At 31.0% G+C, this 15985-nt stretch carries 14 protein-coding genes; 11 read left to right on the top strand and 3 right to left on the bottom strand.

The genetic code is table 11. The annotated features are described in order from the left end of the window. Positions 1-114 precede the first annotated feature (114 nt). Positions 115-2529, top strand: coding sequence for a TonB-dependent receptor domain-containing protein (locus M9Q43_RS09830; protein ID WP_262318756.1), 2415 nt, complete (start codon positions 115-117; stop codon positions 2527-2529). Positions 2530-2682: 153 nt separating this feature from the next. Here M9Q43_RS09830 and M9Q43_RS09835 read toward each other — a convergent pair whose 3' ends face one another. Further along, a complete protein-coding gene (locus tag M9Q43_RS09835; protein WP_262318757.1) occupies positions 2683-3690 on the bottom strand; it encodes a 3-oxoacyl-ACP synthase III family protein in 1008 nt (335 codons plus the stop codon). Positions 3691-3863: 173 nt separating this feature from the next. On the opposite strand from M9Q43_RS09835, the gene M9Q43_RS09840 reads away from it, so the two are divergent. Further along, complete coding sequence (locus M9Q43_RS09840; protein ID WP_262318758.1) at positions 3864-6275, top strand: prolyl oligopeptidase family serine peptidase; 2412 nt, start codon at positions 3864-3866, stop codon at positions 6273-6275. A gap of 53 nt (positions 6276-6328) precedes the next feature. Here M9Q43_RS09840 and M9Q43_RS09845 read toward each other — a convergent pair whose 3' ends face one another. Next, complete coding sequence (locus M9Q43_RS09845; protein WP_262318759.1) at positions 6329-7249, bottom strand: ABC transporter ATP-binding protein; 921 nt, start codon at positions 7247-7249, stop codon at positions 6329-6331. 126 nt (positions 7250-7375) lie between these two features. On the opposite strand from M9Q43_RS09845, the gene M9Q43_RS09850 reads away from it, so the two are divergent. The 8 genes from M9Q43_RS09850 (at position 7376) to M9Q43_RS09885 (ending at position 14171) form a co-directional block, all read left to right on the top strand. After that, complete coding sequence (locus M9Q43_RS09850) at positions 7376-7975, top strand: hypothetical protein (RefSeq protein WP_262318760.1); 600 nt, start codon at positions 7376-7378, stop codon at positions 7973-7975. Positions 7976-8112: 137 nt separating this feature from the next. Further along, a complete protein-coding gene (gene htpG, locus M9Q43_RS09855) occupies positions 8113-9999 on the top strand; it encodes a molecular chaperone HtpG (RefSeq protein ID WP_262318761.1) in 1887 nt (628 codons plus the stop codon). Positions 10000-10111: 112 nt separating this feature from the next. Further along, entirely contained in the window at positions 10112-10681 is a 570-nt protein-coding gene (locus M9Q43_RS09860) for a YdeI/OmpD-associated family protein (protein ID WP_262318762.1), read from the top strand. Positions 10682-10765: 84 nt separating this feature from the next. After that, the gene (locus M9Q43_RS09865; RefSeq protein ID WP_262318763.1) at positions 10766-11131 is read left to right on the top strand and encodes an iron chaperone; all 366 of its coding nucleotides are present in this window, start codon (positions 10766-10768) and stop codon (positions 11129-11131) included. Next, positions 11121-12047 (top strand): TolB-like translocation protein, encoded by a 927-nt coding sequence (locus tag M9Q43_RS09870; RefSeq protein WP_262318764.1) that lies wholly within the window; start codon positions 11121-11123, stop codon positions 12045-12047. The genes M9Q43_RS09865 and M9Q43_RS09870 overlap by 11 nt, the downstream gene beginning before the upstream one ends. 4 nt (positions 12048-12051) lie before the next feature. Next, positions 12052-12450: a DUF2721 domain-containing protein gene (locus M9Q43_RS09875; protein WP_262318765.1), complete on the top strand. Its 399-nt coding sequence runs from the start codon at positions 12052-12054 to the stop codon at positions 12448-12450. Positions 12451-12519: 69 nt separating this feature from the next. Beyond that, the gene (locus M9Q43_RS09880) at positions 12520-13350 is read left to right on the top strand and encodes a hypothetical protein (protein ID WP_262318766.1); all 831 of its coding nucleotides are present in this window, start codon (positions 12520-12522) and stop codon (positions 13348-13350) included. A 2-nt stretch (positions 13351-13352) separates the two neighbouring features. After that, positions 13353-14171: a hypothetical protein gene (locus M9Q43_RS09885; RefSeq protein ID WP_262318767.1), complete on the top strand. Its 819-nt coding sequence runs from the start codon at positions 13353-13355 to the stop codon at positions 14169-14171. Between the two features lie 62 nt (positions 14172-14233). On the opposite strand, the gene M9Q43_RS09890 is transcribed toward M9Q43_RS09885, so the two are convergent. Continuing rightward, a complete protein-coding gene (locus M9Q43_RS09890; protein ID WP_262318768.1) occupies positions 14234-14830 on the bottom strand; it encodes a murein L,D-transpeptidase catalytic domain family protein in 597 nt (198 codons plus the stop codon). A gap of 160 nt (positions 14831-14990) precedes the next feature. Between M9Q43_RS09890 and M9Q43_RS09895 the strand changes: the two genes are divergently transcribed. After that, positions 14991-15896, top strand: a complete 906-nt coding sequence (locus tag M9Q43_RS09895; protein ID WP_262318769.1) for an EamA family transporter — start codon at positions 14991-14993, stop codon at positions 15894-15896. Positions 15897-15985: the final 89 nt, after the last annotated feature.

Genomic DNA, 15985 nt, shown 5'->3' on the forward strand with positions numbered 1-15985 from the left:
ATTAGTGATTAGTTTTTTTCAGATTAAAAAAATATTTTAAAAATACTGTAACATTTAACAATTGTTGAAGTCTATTAAGCACAATCATCAATCATTTTAATTAAATAAAAACAAATGAAACTAAAACTAATTATCACCTGTTTTTTGTGCTCAATTGCATATAGCTTTGCGCAAAATTCGGGAAGCATTAAAGGAAAGGTAATTGACAAAAACACGAATGAACCTTTAGCTTATGTAAACATTATTCTTAAAGATAATGACAAAATTGTTACAGGAAGTGTAACCACAGACGAGGGAAATTTTGTAATCAACAAATTAGCTTTACAAAAATACACCGTAGAAATTCAGTTTATTGGTTATGCGACTGTTGTAAAAAACATTGATTTGACCATAGATCCTAACCAAAACATAGGCACAATTGCAATTATTGAAGATGTAGCGCAATTAAACGATGTAGAAGTTGTGGCTGAACGTTCAAATATGGTGCAAAAAATCGATAGAAAAGTAATTAATGTAGGAAAAGATTTAATAGCTTCAGGAACTACTGCTTCTGAAATTATGAATAATATTCCAACTGTTAGCATTGACCCTCAAACCAAAGAAATTAGCATGAGAGGAAACAGCAATGTTAGAGTTTTGGTAGATGGAAAACCTTCAAATGTTTCAGTGGAGCAATTGTTGCAGCAAATTCCTTCGGCATCAATTAAGCAAATTGAATTGATTACCAATCCTTCTGCAAAATATAATCCTGAAGGAATGAGCGGAATTATTAATATTATTTTGCATAAAAATTCGCAAGATGGTTTTAATGGATCATTAAACACAGGTGTTACTTTTGGAATCACACCAAAAACCAACTCAGCTTTAAACATGAATTATCGTGTTGGAAAAGTAAATTTTTACACCAATTATGGTTTTAATCACGGAATTAATGCCAACAATGGCTTTGTAAATAGTGAAAGAACAGATCAGGAAAATCGTCAAGATTTCAAATTTAAAAACAAAAACAATTCACATCTCATTAAATTTGGAATGGATTATTACATAAACGACAAAAACACGATATCGGCTTACACCAACCAAAGTTTTACTTATGGTTCTGGAGATGGTTTAACAACAGTAGTTTATGATGATGCAATAACCAACAGAAACACTAGCCAATATTTTGTAAATACGGGTGATGATAAAAACCAAACGTATGATGTTGTTTTCAAACATGATTTTGATAAAAAAGACGAGAATCTAGAACTTCAATTTAACTATTCCCACACAGTTAGCGACGAAAACACAGTTTATGATGAAACGATTTCGAATCCAACTTTTAATTTTGACAGAACCAATTTAGTAAAAGGAACTACTGATTATTTTCAGTTTAATGCCGATTATGTAAACCCGTTAACTGAAAGTACAAAATTAGAATTGGGTGTTGAAACTAGAATTCAAAATTCGGGTAATCGTTTTAATGACATTAATCCGAGTTTTACTAGTGCAAATAATTCGTTTGAGTTTGGAAGAAATATTTATTCGGCTTATGCAAATTTTGGAAAGCAAATTGGAAAATGGAGCGGTCAACTTGGTGTTCGCTTAGAATATTTTGACTTAGATGCTGATTTCGCAATTAACGAAACAAATCCAAGTTTTACAGATGCTCAAAACATTTCTGACGACTTGTTTACAGCTTATCCATCGGCATTTGTAACATATACAGCAAACGATAAAAACTCATTTAATTTCAATTATTCAAGAAGAGTTGACCGACCAAGTATTGGACAAATTAGCCCAATTAGAGAATGGACAACACCATTGATGGAGTCAAGAGGAAATCCTGAATTAGTTCCACAATTCACCAATTCGTTTGAAGTAAATTATACCAGAACTACAAAAATTGGTTCAATAACAAGTGGTGTGTTTTATAGAAGTATTTCAGATGAAATTTCAAGAGTGGTTTATAACGATCCAAACAATGTAAATAGAAACATTTTATCGTATGATAATTTTGATAACAATGACGCTTTTGGAATTGAAACTTCAGGAAATTTAAAATTTACACAATGGTGGTCTGTTAATGCAAGTGCCGATGTATATTTTAAAACCGCTAAAGGAACGGTGCAAAATGCTAGCACAAATGCCTTAGAAAATGCAGAAGTTGATGTAACTACTTTTAATGCAAGAATCAACAATAGTTTTACAGCTACAAAAGATTTGCGTTTTCAATTATTTGGAATGTATAGAGGAAAAGACAGAGGATTACAATATGACAGAGAACCAATGTATAAAATGGATATTGGAGCAACCTACAACATTTTAAAAGGAAAAGGAACAATAACTGCTCGTTACAATGACGTTTTTGAAAATATGAACTTTGCTTTTGATGGAAACATCCCTTACAGACAACAAGGTGCATTTTACTGGGAAAGTCAAACTTTTTATGTAGGATTTAATTACATTTTTGGTGGTGGAAAAAACCGTGCTTTAGCCAGAAAACAAAGAGATGCGAATGAAACTCAAGGTGGTGGCGGAATGTTCTAAAACTTCAATATTCGTTGTTCAAAATTCAACATTCGTTATTTAATATAATGTTGAATATTCAACTTGGAATTTTCAATAAAGAAGTAAAAAAGCGCTCTGAGATTTCAGAGCGCTTTTTATATATTTAATTTTCTTAATTCTATTCTCTAAAAATTACCATCTAATAATCACACTTCCCCAAGTAAATCCAGAACCAAAAGCAGCTAAAACCACTAAATCGCCTGATTTGATTTTGCCTTGTTCCCAAGCTTCTGTTAAAGCAATTGGAATGGAAGCAGCAGTTGTATTTCCGTATTTTTGGATGTTATTAAATACTTGGTCATCTGTTAAACGGAATTTCTGTTGAATGAATTGTGAAATTCTCAAATTCGCTTGATGTGGTACCAACATATTAATATCGGAAACTTGTAAATTATTGGCTTGTAAACCTTCGTTAATGACTTCGCTAAAACGAACTACTGCGTTTTTAAATACAAATTGTCCGTTCATGTAAGGATAGTAGCTTTCGTCGTTTGGATCGTTATCGGCAATGATATCGGTTACCCAACGTTTTCCCATTCCGGGCGCAACTAACGATAATTCTTCGGCATGTTGTCCTTCAGAATGTAAATGTGTTGATAAAATTCCTTTAGACAAATCTTCTTCTCTTGAAAGTACCGCTGCTCCTGCTCCATCACCAAAAATCACAGAAACACCTCTACCACGAGTTGTCATGTCTAAACCTGTTGAGTGTAGTTCAGAACCGATTACTAAAACATTTTTATACATTCCGGTTTTGATGTATTGGTCAGCAATTGAAATCGCATACACAAATCCTGAACATTGATTACGAACATCTAAAGCGCCAACCGTTCTTAAACCTAAATCGCGTTGGACTAATACACCTGGACCAGGAAAATAATAATCAGGACTTAGGGTTGCAAAAATAACAAAATCGATATCTTCGTTTGCGACTCCAGAACGTTCGATAGCAATTTTGGCTGCTTTTACACCCATTGATGTGGTTGTATCTTCTCCTCTTATAATGTGACGACGTTCTTGAATTCCAGTTCTTTCCTGAATCCATTCGTCATTGGTATCCATTTTTTTTGCTAAATCATCATTGGTAACAATATTTTCAGGAACATAATACCCTAATCCTGATATTTTTGAGTGGAACATAGTTTTGAAATTATTAATAATGTACAAATTTATTGATTTCTTAAAAAGAAATATGACTTTTTGAAAAAAACATAAATTGAAAACATAAATTTACGAAATAATTAACACCCCACCATTTTTTCATTGTAACTAATAACTGTATTTTAGTATCTAAAAACTATCCTAAAACAATTATGATGAAAAAAATTAATTTATTGCTTTTTTTATTCGTTGGATTTTCGGCTTTAGCACAAGAAAATTTAACCTATCAAAAACCTTCTGCTGAAATTTTAGCTTTAGCTGATTACGAAAGAGCGCCATCAGTAAGCATGGATTCTAAAAAAGAATACATGTTACTAAGCTACAGAAATACATACAAAACACTCGAGGATTTAAGTCAAGAAGAGATGCGTTTGGGTGGATTACGTATCAATCCAATTACCAATATTTCAAGCACAGTAACTTACATCAATAACCTGAAAATTAGAAAAATTAAAGACAAAGCCGAAATTCAGGTGAGCGGATTACCAAAAAACGCATTAATCACGAATGTTTCTTGGTCGCCTAACGAGAAGAAAATCGCATTTACAAACACAACATTAACAGGTGTAGAATTATGGATTATTGACGTGATTTCGGCTACAGCCAAAAAAATTACAGCTGATAATTTGAATGCTAATTTAGGAAGTCCATTCAATTGGATGAAAGACAACGAGACTTTGTTAGTGAAAATATTGCCAAAAAATCGTCCTGCTCTAATCGACAGCAAAAAAGATTTACCTAAGGGTCCTATTGTATCAGTGAGTGATGGTTCAAAATCGCAAAACAGAACCTATCAAGATTTATTAAAAAACAAAACTGATGAAGCAAATTTTGACGCTTTAGTAACTTCTGAGCTATATAAAATTACTATTTCTGGAAATGCAACTTTGTTCAAATCAGCTGATATTTATATTGGTGAAAGTTTCTCGCCAGATGGAAATTACTTAATGCTAACTACTATTCAAAAACCATATTCTTATATTGTTCCACTAAGTCGTTTTCCTCAAAAATCTGTTGTTTATGATTTGAATGGAAAAGAAATAAAACAAGTTAACGAAGTGCCTTTAACTGAAATTATGCCAAAAGGTTTTTCATCTGTACGAACAGGAAAAAGAAATATGGGTTGGAGATCCGACAAACCTGCAACTTTATTTTATGTAGAAGCTTTAGATGGTGGAGACCAAGCAAAACAAGTAGATTTTAGAGATGAAGTATTTTTATGGGAAGCACCTTTTTCATCAAATCCAACCTCATTAGTTAAAACAAAACAACGCTATGCAGGAATAATGTGGGCAAACGACAACATTGCTATTGTTGCAGATTCTTGGTATGATACAAGAAATACAAAAGCCTATTTATTTAATCCATCAAACCTTTCTATTGTTCCAAAAATTATTGAAGATAGAAATTCACAAGATATTTATTCTGATCCTGGAAATTTCGAAATGAAAAAAAATGAATTTGGAAAATATGTTATTGCAATTGAAAACAACAAAGGTTACTTAATTGGAGATGGATTTACAAAAGATGGACAATTCCCTTTTATTGATGAATATGATTTCTCTACTTTGAAAAAAACGAGATTATATACCTCAACGATGAAAGATAAAAAAGAAGATTTATTGTCTATCGAAGATTTCAAAAAAGGTGAAGTTTTAGTAATGATTCAATCTAAAAATGAATATCCAAACTATTATTTAAGAAACATTAAATCTAAAAATAAATTAACACCAATAACAGCCTTCAAAAATCCGTTTGAAAGTATTAAAAACGTTCATAAAGAAGTAATCAAATATAAACGTAAAGATGGCGTTGAACTTTCTGGAACACTTTATTTACCTGTGGGATATGATAAAACTAAAAAAGAGAAATTACCGTTATTAATTTGGGCCTATCCAGCAGAATACAAAGACAAAAATTCGGCAGGACAAAGCGATAAAAATCCTAACGAATTTACATTTCCAAATTATGGTTCATTCGTATATTGGGTGACCAAAGGATATGCTGTTTTAGACGATGCAGCTTTCCCAATTATTGGAGAAGGAACCACTGAACCAAATGACACCTTTATTCCGCAATTAGTTTCAAATGCTGAAGCAGCAATTGATGCAGTAGATAAATTAGGCTACATTAATCGCAAAAAAGTAGCTATTGGTGGTCACTCGTATGGTGCATTTATGACAGCAAATTTATTAACACATTCTGATTTATTTGCTTGTGGAATTGCAAGAAGTGGTGCTTACAACCGAACCTTAACTCCTTTTGGATTTCAAAGTGAACAACGAAATTATTGGGATGTTCCAGAAATTTACAACAACATGTCGCCTTTTATGAATGCCGATAAAATGAAAACACCATTATTATTAACTCATGGTGAAGCTGATAATAACCCAGGAACGTTCACTTTACAAACTGAACGCTATTTTCAGGCTTTGAAAAATCTAGGAGCACCTGTAAGAATGGTTATTTTACCAAAAGAATCTCATGGTTATTCAGCAAAAGATAATATTTTACACTTGCTTTGGGAACAAGATCAATTCTTAGAAAAATATTTAAAGAATTAAAAAAAACAATATTAAATAAAGAAAATAGACCTTTGAACTGAAAATTTAGAGGTCTATTTTATTTTAAGAAAAACCATTTCTGCTTTTTCAATAGCTACTTCATTTTCAAAAAACACCGTTTGATTCCCATATTTTGCTTCAATTAAGTAGTGACTTCCTCTAAAATATGAGTTGATGATTTCTACTTTTAAATCCGAATTAATAACCACTTTTAATTGATGTGGATAAACCAAATGTTTTTCATCTTGCAAAACTATCTCATTTACATCGCCAAACAAAGAAGCTATATAATGACTTTTGGGATGATTATAAATAAATTCTGGAATACCACTTTCTATAATTTTTCCTTGTTTCATAATGGCTACCTCATCGGCAAAAGCTAAAACATCGGTGCTGTCATGCGTGGCAACAATACATGTGATGCTTTTTTCTTTTAAATACGCAAACAGGTTTCTACGAAGGCTATTTTTTCTAAAGTTATCAATATGACTAAACGGTTCATCAAGTAATAAAACTTCTGGTTCTAATGCTAAAACTCTTGCCAATGCTACTCGTTGCATTTGACCACCACTTAATAACTTTGCTTTTACATCAGCATATTCAGTCATTTCTACAATTTCCAAAAGTTCTGCAATTCGAACTTGCTTATCCTCTGGAAAAAAGTTCGAAAGATACTTCCCTACATTTTCTGCAACCGTAATAAATGGCATTAAATCAAAATCTTGCGCCAAATATTTCATAAAAGGCATACCTGGAATCAAATGATATTTTGGTCCTAAAACTTCAATATCATTCCAAAATATTTGACCGGCATCTAAATCATGCAAACCGTAAATTAATTTTAACAAAGTACTCTTTCCACATCCACTTTCTCCAATTATGGCAAGATTTTTTCCTTTCTCAAGAGAAAAACTAATACTCTTAAGTATAGCAGCATTTTGATAAGAAAATTGAATTTTGTGTACTTTGAGCATTAGGTGATTTTTAAAGCAACAAAGGAAACTATAAAATAATAGAGATTAAAATTAAACTAAATTTTTTTTTTTGAAATTATCAAAATAATTATACCTTTCGCATCCCAAATTTAACAAAACTTAACAATGAAAAAAAATACCCTATTTTTTGCATTAATTATTATTGCGTCTTTTTTACCAGTAACCTCACAAGCTCAGTTTGGAATTGAAGCTAACTATGGATTATCTGGCGTTTTTCAACCAAGTATTAATGAAATTTCGCACTTTGGAGGTGGAATTACGTATGATTTTGATGAAACATATGGTGTGAAATTAGATTTTGCTTCTGATAAATTTAGAACAAAGAATATCCTTTTTACCGATGAAACAGGAATTGACGTAACCCGAATTTCAATTCAAGGAACAATAAATCTTTCTGCAGCAATAACAAGAGCAAGTAGCTATGATTTTTTTAATTTAATTGCTCATGTTGGTGGTGGTTATTCATTAGTAAAATCAACTTATAACGCAGGAAATGACAATCTTATAAATGTTGTAATGGGTTTAACCCCAAGATTCAAAATTACTGATGGATTGTATTTTGCAGTTGACGCATCAACTGTTTTTAATATTTCGCAACATTATAATTTTGATGGAAGTTTTTCTTACCAAGATAATATAAATTCTTTTACAGGAATTACTTATAATCTTACGGGAGGTATCATTTATAAATTTAACGAATATTAGTAATAGACCATATTCACAAATCTAATCCTAATTCAAAAAATGAATTGGGATTTTTTATGTCATATTGTCACCAAATTTAGTTTGGTATTTGTTTTGAAGTAAGTAAAAAACAAATTGTTTAACTAAAATTTTAAAATATGGCATCAGGAAAAATTAACGTTTCTGTAGAAAACATCTTTCCCTTAATTAAAAAATTCTTGTATAGTGACCACGAAATTTTTCTTCGTGAATTAGTTTCAAATGCAACAGACGCTACTTTAAAATTAAAACATTTAACCAGCATTGGCGAAGCTAAAGTAGAATATGGCAATCCAATCATCGAAGTAAAAATCGACAAAGAAGGTAAAAAACTACACATCATTGACCAAGGTTTAGGAATGACAGCTGATGAAGTTGAAAAATACATCAATCAAGTAGCTTTTTCTGGAGCAGAAGAATTTTTAGAAAAATATAAAGATTCAGCCAAAGATTCAGGTGTAATTGGTCATTTTGGACTTGGATTTTATTCTGCTTTTATGGTTGCAGAAAAAGTGGAAATCATTACAAAATCATACAAAGACGAACCCGCAGCGCATTGGACATGTGACGGAAGTCCAGAATTTTCATTAGTGCCTCATGACAAAACGGAAAGAGGTTCTGAAATCATCTTACATATTGCAGAAGATTCTTTAGAATTTTTAGAAGAATTCAAAATACGTGAACTGTTAACGAAGTATAACAAATTTATGCCTGTTCCGATTAAATTTGGAACCAAACAAGAAGCGCTTCCAAAACCTGAAGATGCAGGCGATAATTACAAAACAGAATACCAAGAAGTAGACAATATCATCAACAATCCAAATCCAGCTTGGACAAAACAACCTGTGGATTTAAGCGATGAAGATTACAAAAAATTCTATCACGAATTGTATCCAATGCAATTTGAAGAACCGTTATTCAACATTCACTTAAATGTAGATTATCCGTTTAATTTAACTGGGATTTTATATTTCCCAAAAATGTCATCTGACTTACAATTGCAAAAAGATAAAATTCAATTGTACCAAAATCAGGTTTATGTTACCGATAATGTGGAAGGAATTGTACCTGAATTTTTAGGAATGTTAAAAGGTGTGATTGATTCGCCAGATATTCCATTGAATGTTTCCCGTTCGTATTTACAAGCGGATGGAAATGTAAAGAAAATTTCAAACTACATCACTCGTAAGGTAGCCGATAAATTGAAATCGTTATTCAACGAAAATCGTGAAGATTTCGAGAAAAAATGGAATGATATCAAAATTGTGTTGGAATACGGAATGCTTTCAGAACCAAAATTCTATGAAAAAGCAGGCGATTTTGTATTGTATCCAACTACTGATGATAAATACTTTACATTATCCGAATTAAAAGAAAATTTAAAAGACAATCAAACCGACAAAAACGGAAAATTAGTTGTGCTTTATGCTTCAAATAAAGATGCACAACACAGTTATATTGACATTGCAAAAGAAAAAGGCTATCAAGTTTTATTGTTAGATTCGCCAATTGTATCACATTTGATTCAAAAATTAGAAGCTGATAACGAGAATTTAACTTTTGCTCGTGTAGACGCCGATCATATTGACAAATTGATTCAAAAAGATGATGTTCAAATTTCGAAATTAAGCGAAGACGAACAAACGAATTTAAAATCGGTTTTAGAAGCAATTGTTCCAAAAGCAAATTATACAGTTCAGTTAGAACCAATGGATAGCAACGCTGCACCATTTATGATTACGCAACCCGAATTTATGCGAAGAATGAAAGAAATGAGTGCTTCTGGCGGTGGTGGCATGTTTGGTATGGGCAACTTCCCAGATATGTATAATTTGGTAGTGAATTCAAACTCAAATTTAGCAACAACCATTCTACAAACCGAAGATAAATCAGCGCAAGAATTGTTAGTAAAACAAGCTTTGGATTTAGCAAAAATTTCGCAAGGATTGCTAAAAGGAGAGGAATTAACTGCTTTTGTTAAGAGAAGTTTTGAGACTTTAAAATAATCTAAATTGTTATTCTAAACTTGTTTAACTTCGTTGAATCTTCGATTTCAGAATCTCTTATTAATCCTGACAGGTTTTTGAAACGTGTCAGGATTTTTTTATATTTGATTCCATGCAAAATAAACCCACTTTATACTTTAAAAATCATATCGAATGGCGCGAATGGTTACATGATAACCATACTAAACATTCAGCAGTATATTTGATTTTTTATAAAGTTACCAGCGAAAATGAAAGTATGCGTTGGGAAGAAGCTGTAAAAGTTGCCATTTGCTATGGTTGGATAGACTCTACAGTTAAAAAACTTGACGATGAACGCAGACAACAACTCTTTACACCAAGAAAAGACAAAAGTGTTTGGAGTAAAATTAATAAAAACTATATTAACGAATTAATTTCAAGCAATTTAATGCACGAAAGTGGTTTGAAAAAAATTGAAATAGCAAAACGAAATGGCTCTTGGGAAAGTTTGGATGCAGTAGAAAACCTAGAAATTCCAGAAGATTTACAACTTGCCTTCAATGAAAATGAAATTGCTCTTACAAATTATGAAAACTTCAGCAAATCATATCGTAAAAGTTATTTATATTGGCTAAATCAAGCTAAAAGAGCAGAAACCAGACAAAATAGAATTGTACAAATCATCGATTTGTGTGAAAAAAATATAAAATCTAGAGATTAATTCTTACTTAAAATGATTTTAAATTCAATGCAAGTTTTTTTTGTAAATTTGGATATCAATTTCAAATGGTTAAAAACTGCAAACATGATACAAATCAAACATAAAAATATTGACGACTACATCAATAGCTTTCCAGAAGAAATTCAAAATATTTTAACCAAAATAAGAACTTCAATTAAAGAAATTATTCCTGAAACTTCAGAAAAAATTAGTTACGGAATACCTACTTTTTATTTGAATGGTAACCTTGTTCATTTTGCAGCTTATAAAAATCATATTGGCTTTTATCCTGGTGCTTCTGGAATTGAAGAGTTTTTAAAAGAAATTTCTAAATATAAAAATTCAAAAGGTGCTGTACAATTTCCGCTTAAAGAAGATTTACCTATTGATTTAATTAAAAAAATTGTTGCTTTTAGAGTTAACGAAAACATCAGTAAAAATGACAACTAAATCAATCATAAAACTCTTTTTATTAATTACTTCGATTAGCTTTTCACAAAACGAAATGAAGGTTTTGCCAGCATTTGAAGAATTAACTAGATACCAAAACATAAGAGATTTAACAATTTCTGCTAAACAAGATGAAGTTTACTTTTCTATTCAAAACACATCAGAAGACAGAGCAGTAATTGCTGTTATGAAAAAGAAAAACAACATTTGGCAAAAACCAGAAATAACTTCTTTTTCAGGAAAATTCAGAAACATTGAACCTTTCCTTTCATCAGATGGTTTGCGTTTATATTTTGCATCAAATCGTCCGTTAGAAAATGAAGATATAACTCCAAAAGACTACGACATTTGGTATGTACAACGAAAAAACATCAATAGCGATTGGTCTGAACCTATAAATATTGGAGCTCCAGTAAATTCAAAAAATGATGAATTTTATCCTTGTGTAACTTTATCAGGAAATTTATATTTTACCTCAGATGCAGTTAAATCGCATGGAAAAGATGATATTTTAATAAGTAAATGGGATGGAAAACAATATTTAGAACCTGAAAATTTAGGACTAAAAGTTAATTCTGCCGGCTATGAATTTAATGCATTTGTGAGCCCAAATGAAACATTTATTATTTACACTTGCTACGGAAAAGAAGATGGTTCTGGAAGTGGTGATTTATATATTAGTTACAAAGATAAAAATGGAAACTGGGATTATCCAAAAAATTTAGGCATCGATGTAAATTCAAAACAAATGGATTATTGTCCGTTTTACGATACTTCCACACAAATTTTATACTTTACAAGTAAACGTGTTGAACCTTCTCAAAAAGAATTTAAATCGTTAACCGAATTTGAAACCGAAATTACAAAATATGAAAATGGTTTGAGTAGAATTTACAAAACCAATATAAAATTATAAAATCATGACACTTTCATTAGAAACTCCAGCCCTACTTTTTTCTGCAACTTCATTGATTTTATTAGCCTATACGAATCGTTTTCTTACAATCGCTCAAATTGTGCGTAGCTTAAAGAAAAACTACGAAGACAATCATAACAAAAGTATTTTATTAGAAATTAAAAACTTAAACTTACGATTAACGCTAATTCGTTACATGCAACTTTTTGGCGTAATGTGCTTGTTTTTATCTGTTTTCGCTATGCTGCTTTTATATGTAGATCAAGAAACTATCGGAATTTACGTTTTTGGCGCCAGTTTGCTATGCTTACTAATTTCATTAGGTATTTCATTTTGGGAAATTAGTATTTCGGTAAATGCGCTTCGTGTTCATTTAAAAGATTTATCAGAAGATGTTGAATAAATTTTAACTTTTCATTAAACCTTTTTAGATGAACGATGTCTAAACATTATAACCTCTAAAAAATCAACTATGAAAAATTTAAAATTGTACACTTTTGGACTTCTATTAATGTCTTTAAGTTTTGTTTCTTGTAATAAAGATGAAGATTTTGCTGTAGACAAAGAATTAGTTAATACTTCAGCTGATATTGATTTAACAAATGAATTAGATTTTAATTCAGGTATTGATGTTTCAAGCGATAATTCAAGTTATTCTGACAGAAGTTCTCTTCAAACAAATGCTGTTGCTCCTTGTGCCTCTGTGAGTGTTGATAACGCTACTCCTGGGGTATTCCCTAAAGTATTTACAATTGATTTTGGAACAGGTTGCACCTATAATGGCATGACGCGCTCTGGAATTATAACTATTACAATTACTGATTATGTAATGAATAATGGTAGCATAATGACAATTGAAAGAGGAAGTAATTATTATGTAAACGGAAGAAAAGTTGAAGGAACTGTTGTTTATGAAAATACAACTACAAATCCTGCCACTCCACAATGGACAAGAACAATAACAAATGGTAAAATAACCAATTTGGCAGGTGTAGTATTTAATCATTATGGTACAAGAACTGTAAAACAAACTGCTGGTGTAAGTACATTACTTTTAGCCGATAATATTTATGAAATTACTTCAGGAAATCATACAATTACTAAATCAGATGGTTCATCATTAAGCGTAACAGTAGTTGAACCTTTAATTAAAAAATATGCTTGTAGTCATATATCACAAGGACAATTAGACTTACAAGGTAGTGTTCTTGATGGAATTTTAGACTATGGAAATAATACCTGCGACAACTTAGCAACTTATACACATTCAAACGGAAATGTTTACAATGTAATACTATATTAATTATGAAAAGATTATCCTTTCTTTTGTTGTTATTTTTTGGAATTACAACGAGCTATGGTCAAGAAAATGATAAAAATGATTTTCCTGAATTTATAGGTGAGAATTTTAGTTTGGAGGGTGCTTTAGCCTTATTTAAGCAAGCAAACTCATTAGAAGAATTTGAAAAATTAATCAATGAAGAAAACAACAATGTTAACAATATTGATTTAAACAATGATGGTGAAATTGATTACATTGTGGTGCAAGACATTCAAGAGAATAACACGCATGTAATTGTTTTAAGCACTTATATAAATGAAAAAGAAAAACAAGACATTGCAACAATTGGGATAGAAAAAACAGGAAATGAATTGGCAATACTACAGATTGAAGGCGATTCAGAATTATATGCAGAAAATACTATTGTTGAACCTTTTGAAATCGAAGAAAAAACCGAAAAATCAAAAGGTGGTCCAAATGTTTCTGAAATTACACCAACCAGCGTAGTAGTAAATGTTTGGTTTTGGCCAAGTGTTCGTTTCTTATATGCACCAGATTATGTGGTTTGGGTTTCTCCTCATCGCTGGGGATTTTATCCAAGATGGTGGAAACCATGGAAACCCTATCGATATTCTGTTTTTTACGGAAAATGTGCACATCATCGTGTGTATTATAGAAAAACTGCAACACATAGAGTTGTTATTGCTAGAAAAGTATATGCCCCAAAAAGAAGCAAATCAACTGTAGTAGTCCATAACAGAAGAGGAACTACAATAATACACAAAAACAAAAGAGGAAAAACTACCGTGGTAAAAACAAAACGTCGTGGAGGAAAAAGATAAGGGTTGGTTTATTATATAATTTGTAGTAAAATCTCGTTTAAAGCAATTTTAAACGAGATTTTTTATTCTACAATCCACAACAAAACTGGTTTTTCTGATTGTTGTAAACGTTCATCTAATTTTTCCATAAATGCATCAGAAACCGCTGGGCAACCCCAACTCAATGGTGAGTATTTTGGATACACTTCTTTATTTTTAACAGCACTCCACGAATGTAAAACCACTACTCTTTTCTCAGCATTTTTATTAGTTGATTCTAGTCCATGAAGCCAATATTTCACGTTGATTCCCCACGAACTATAGTCGCGATTGCCAATTTTATATTTTCCTTTCATAGAGCAATGACTATCTACTCTATTATCGAATTTTACCTTTTTCCACTTATCTGGATTTTCTTCAAATTGGTCACAACTTCCATGCGTAACCAAATTCTTATCCAATACTTTCTTAGATGCAAAATCATAAATAAAAAAACGATTTTTACCAGAATGAATACTTAAATCAACCAAAAAATAATAGGACTCATTATAATCATTCTCTTTGCAAAAGGTTTTTGCTTCTTTATGATAGGAATTGTAATCTTTTACCGTTAAGGTTTCGACCTCCGAATTATTACAACAAAAAAAACAAACCGCAATCAATAGCAAAAAGTGTTTCATAGAAATGGGATTAAAATGATATAACTCCACTTTTTGATTTTTATTTAAGGGTATGCTGTTAAATTCTTACTAAAATTAAACCATCCAAAAAATCTTTTTTCTTTTATCTATTCTCTTTTTTCTTTTTACCCTATCTTTGCGCCCCTTAAAAATTTAGGAAATGTCGAACAACAATATCATAAAAGGAGTTTTTCTTGTAGCATTAGGAGCAACGAGTTACGGAATGTTAGCCACTTTCGTAAAACTAGCATACCAAGAAAACTTTACAACAGCCGAAGTAACGTCTTCACAATTTATTTTAGGAATTATTGGAATTCTAATTATCAATTTATTCCAAAGAACCAAAAACAAAAACACAGCTATTAAAGCATCTCCAAAGAACATTTTTCATTTAATGCTAGCTGGAACTTCGTTAGGAATGACAAGTGTTTTCTATTATTTAGCAGTAAAATACATTCCGGTTTCTATTGGAATTGTATTATTAATGCAAACCGTTTGGATGGGTGTTTTATTAGAATGGTTTTTAGATAAAAAAGCGCCATCTTTTCAAAAAATAATTTCTGTAATAATTGTTTTAATCGGAACAGCTTTAGCAATTAATATCTTTAAAATTGATTTCAACGACCCAAAAATTGATTGGACAAACGGATTATTTTGGGGATTATTAGCTGCAGCTTCTTTTACTACAACTATGTTTACGGCAAACAAAGTCGCATTAGGAATTTCGTCAGCTCAAAGAAGTTTGTATATGTTGTTAGGTGGAGCTGTAATAGTTTTTGGTTTTAGTTTATATACACAAACAACACCTTTTAACTTTGAAATTTTCACTAAATGGGGAATCGTTTTGGCATTATTCGGAACCATCATTCCTCCCATGTTATTAAATGCTGGTTTTCCACATACAGGAATTGGATTAGGAAGTATTGTTTCTTCATTAGAACTACCTGTTTCGGTATTAATGGCTTTTTTCTTATTAAATGAAAGCGTTTTATTCATCCAATGGATTGGAATTGTGTTAATAATTTTTGCCATAGTAATAATGAATATCCAATTCAAGAAAAAATAGCGACAACCATTTTGTGTTAATAAGTTTATTTTCAATAATTTATATTTTTTATTTTTTTTCATATTTTAGATAAATAACCTTTACAAGCA

The sequence above is a fragment of the Flavobacterium odoriferum genome (assembly GCF_025499515.1).
Lineage (GTDB): Bacteria > Bacteroidota > Bacteroidia > Flavobacteriales > Flavobacteriaceae > Flavobacterium > Flavobacterium odoriferum.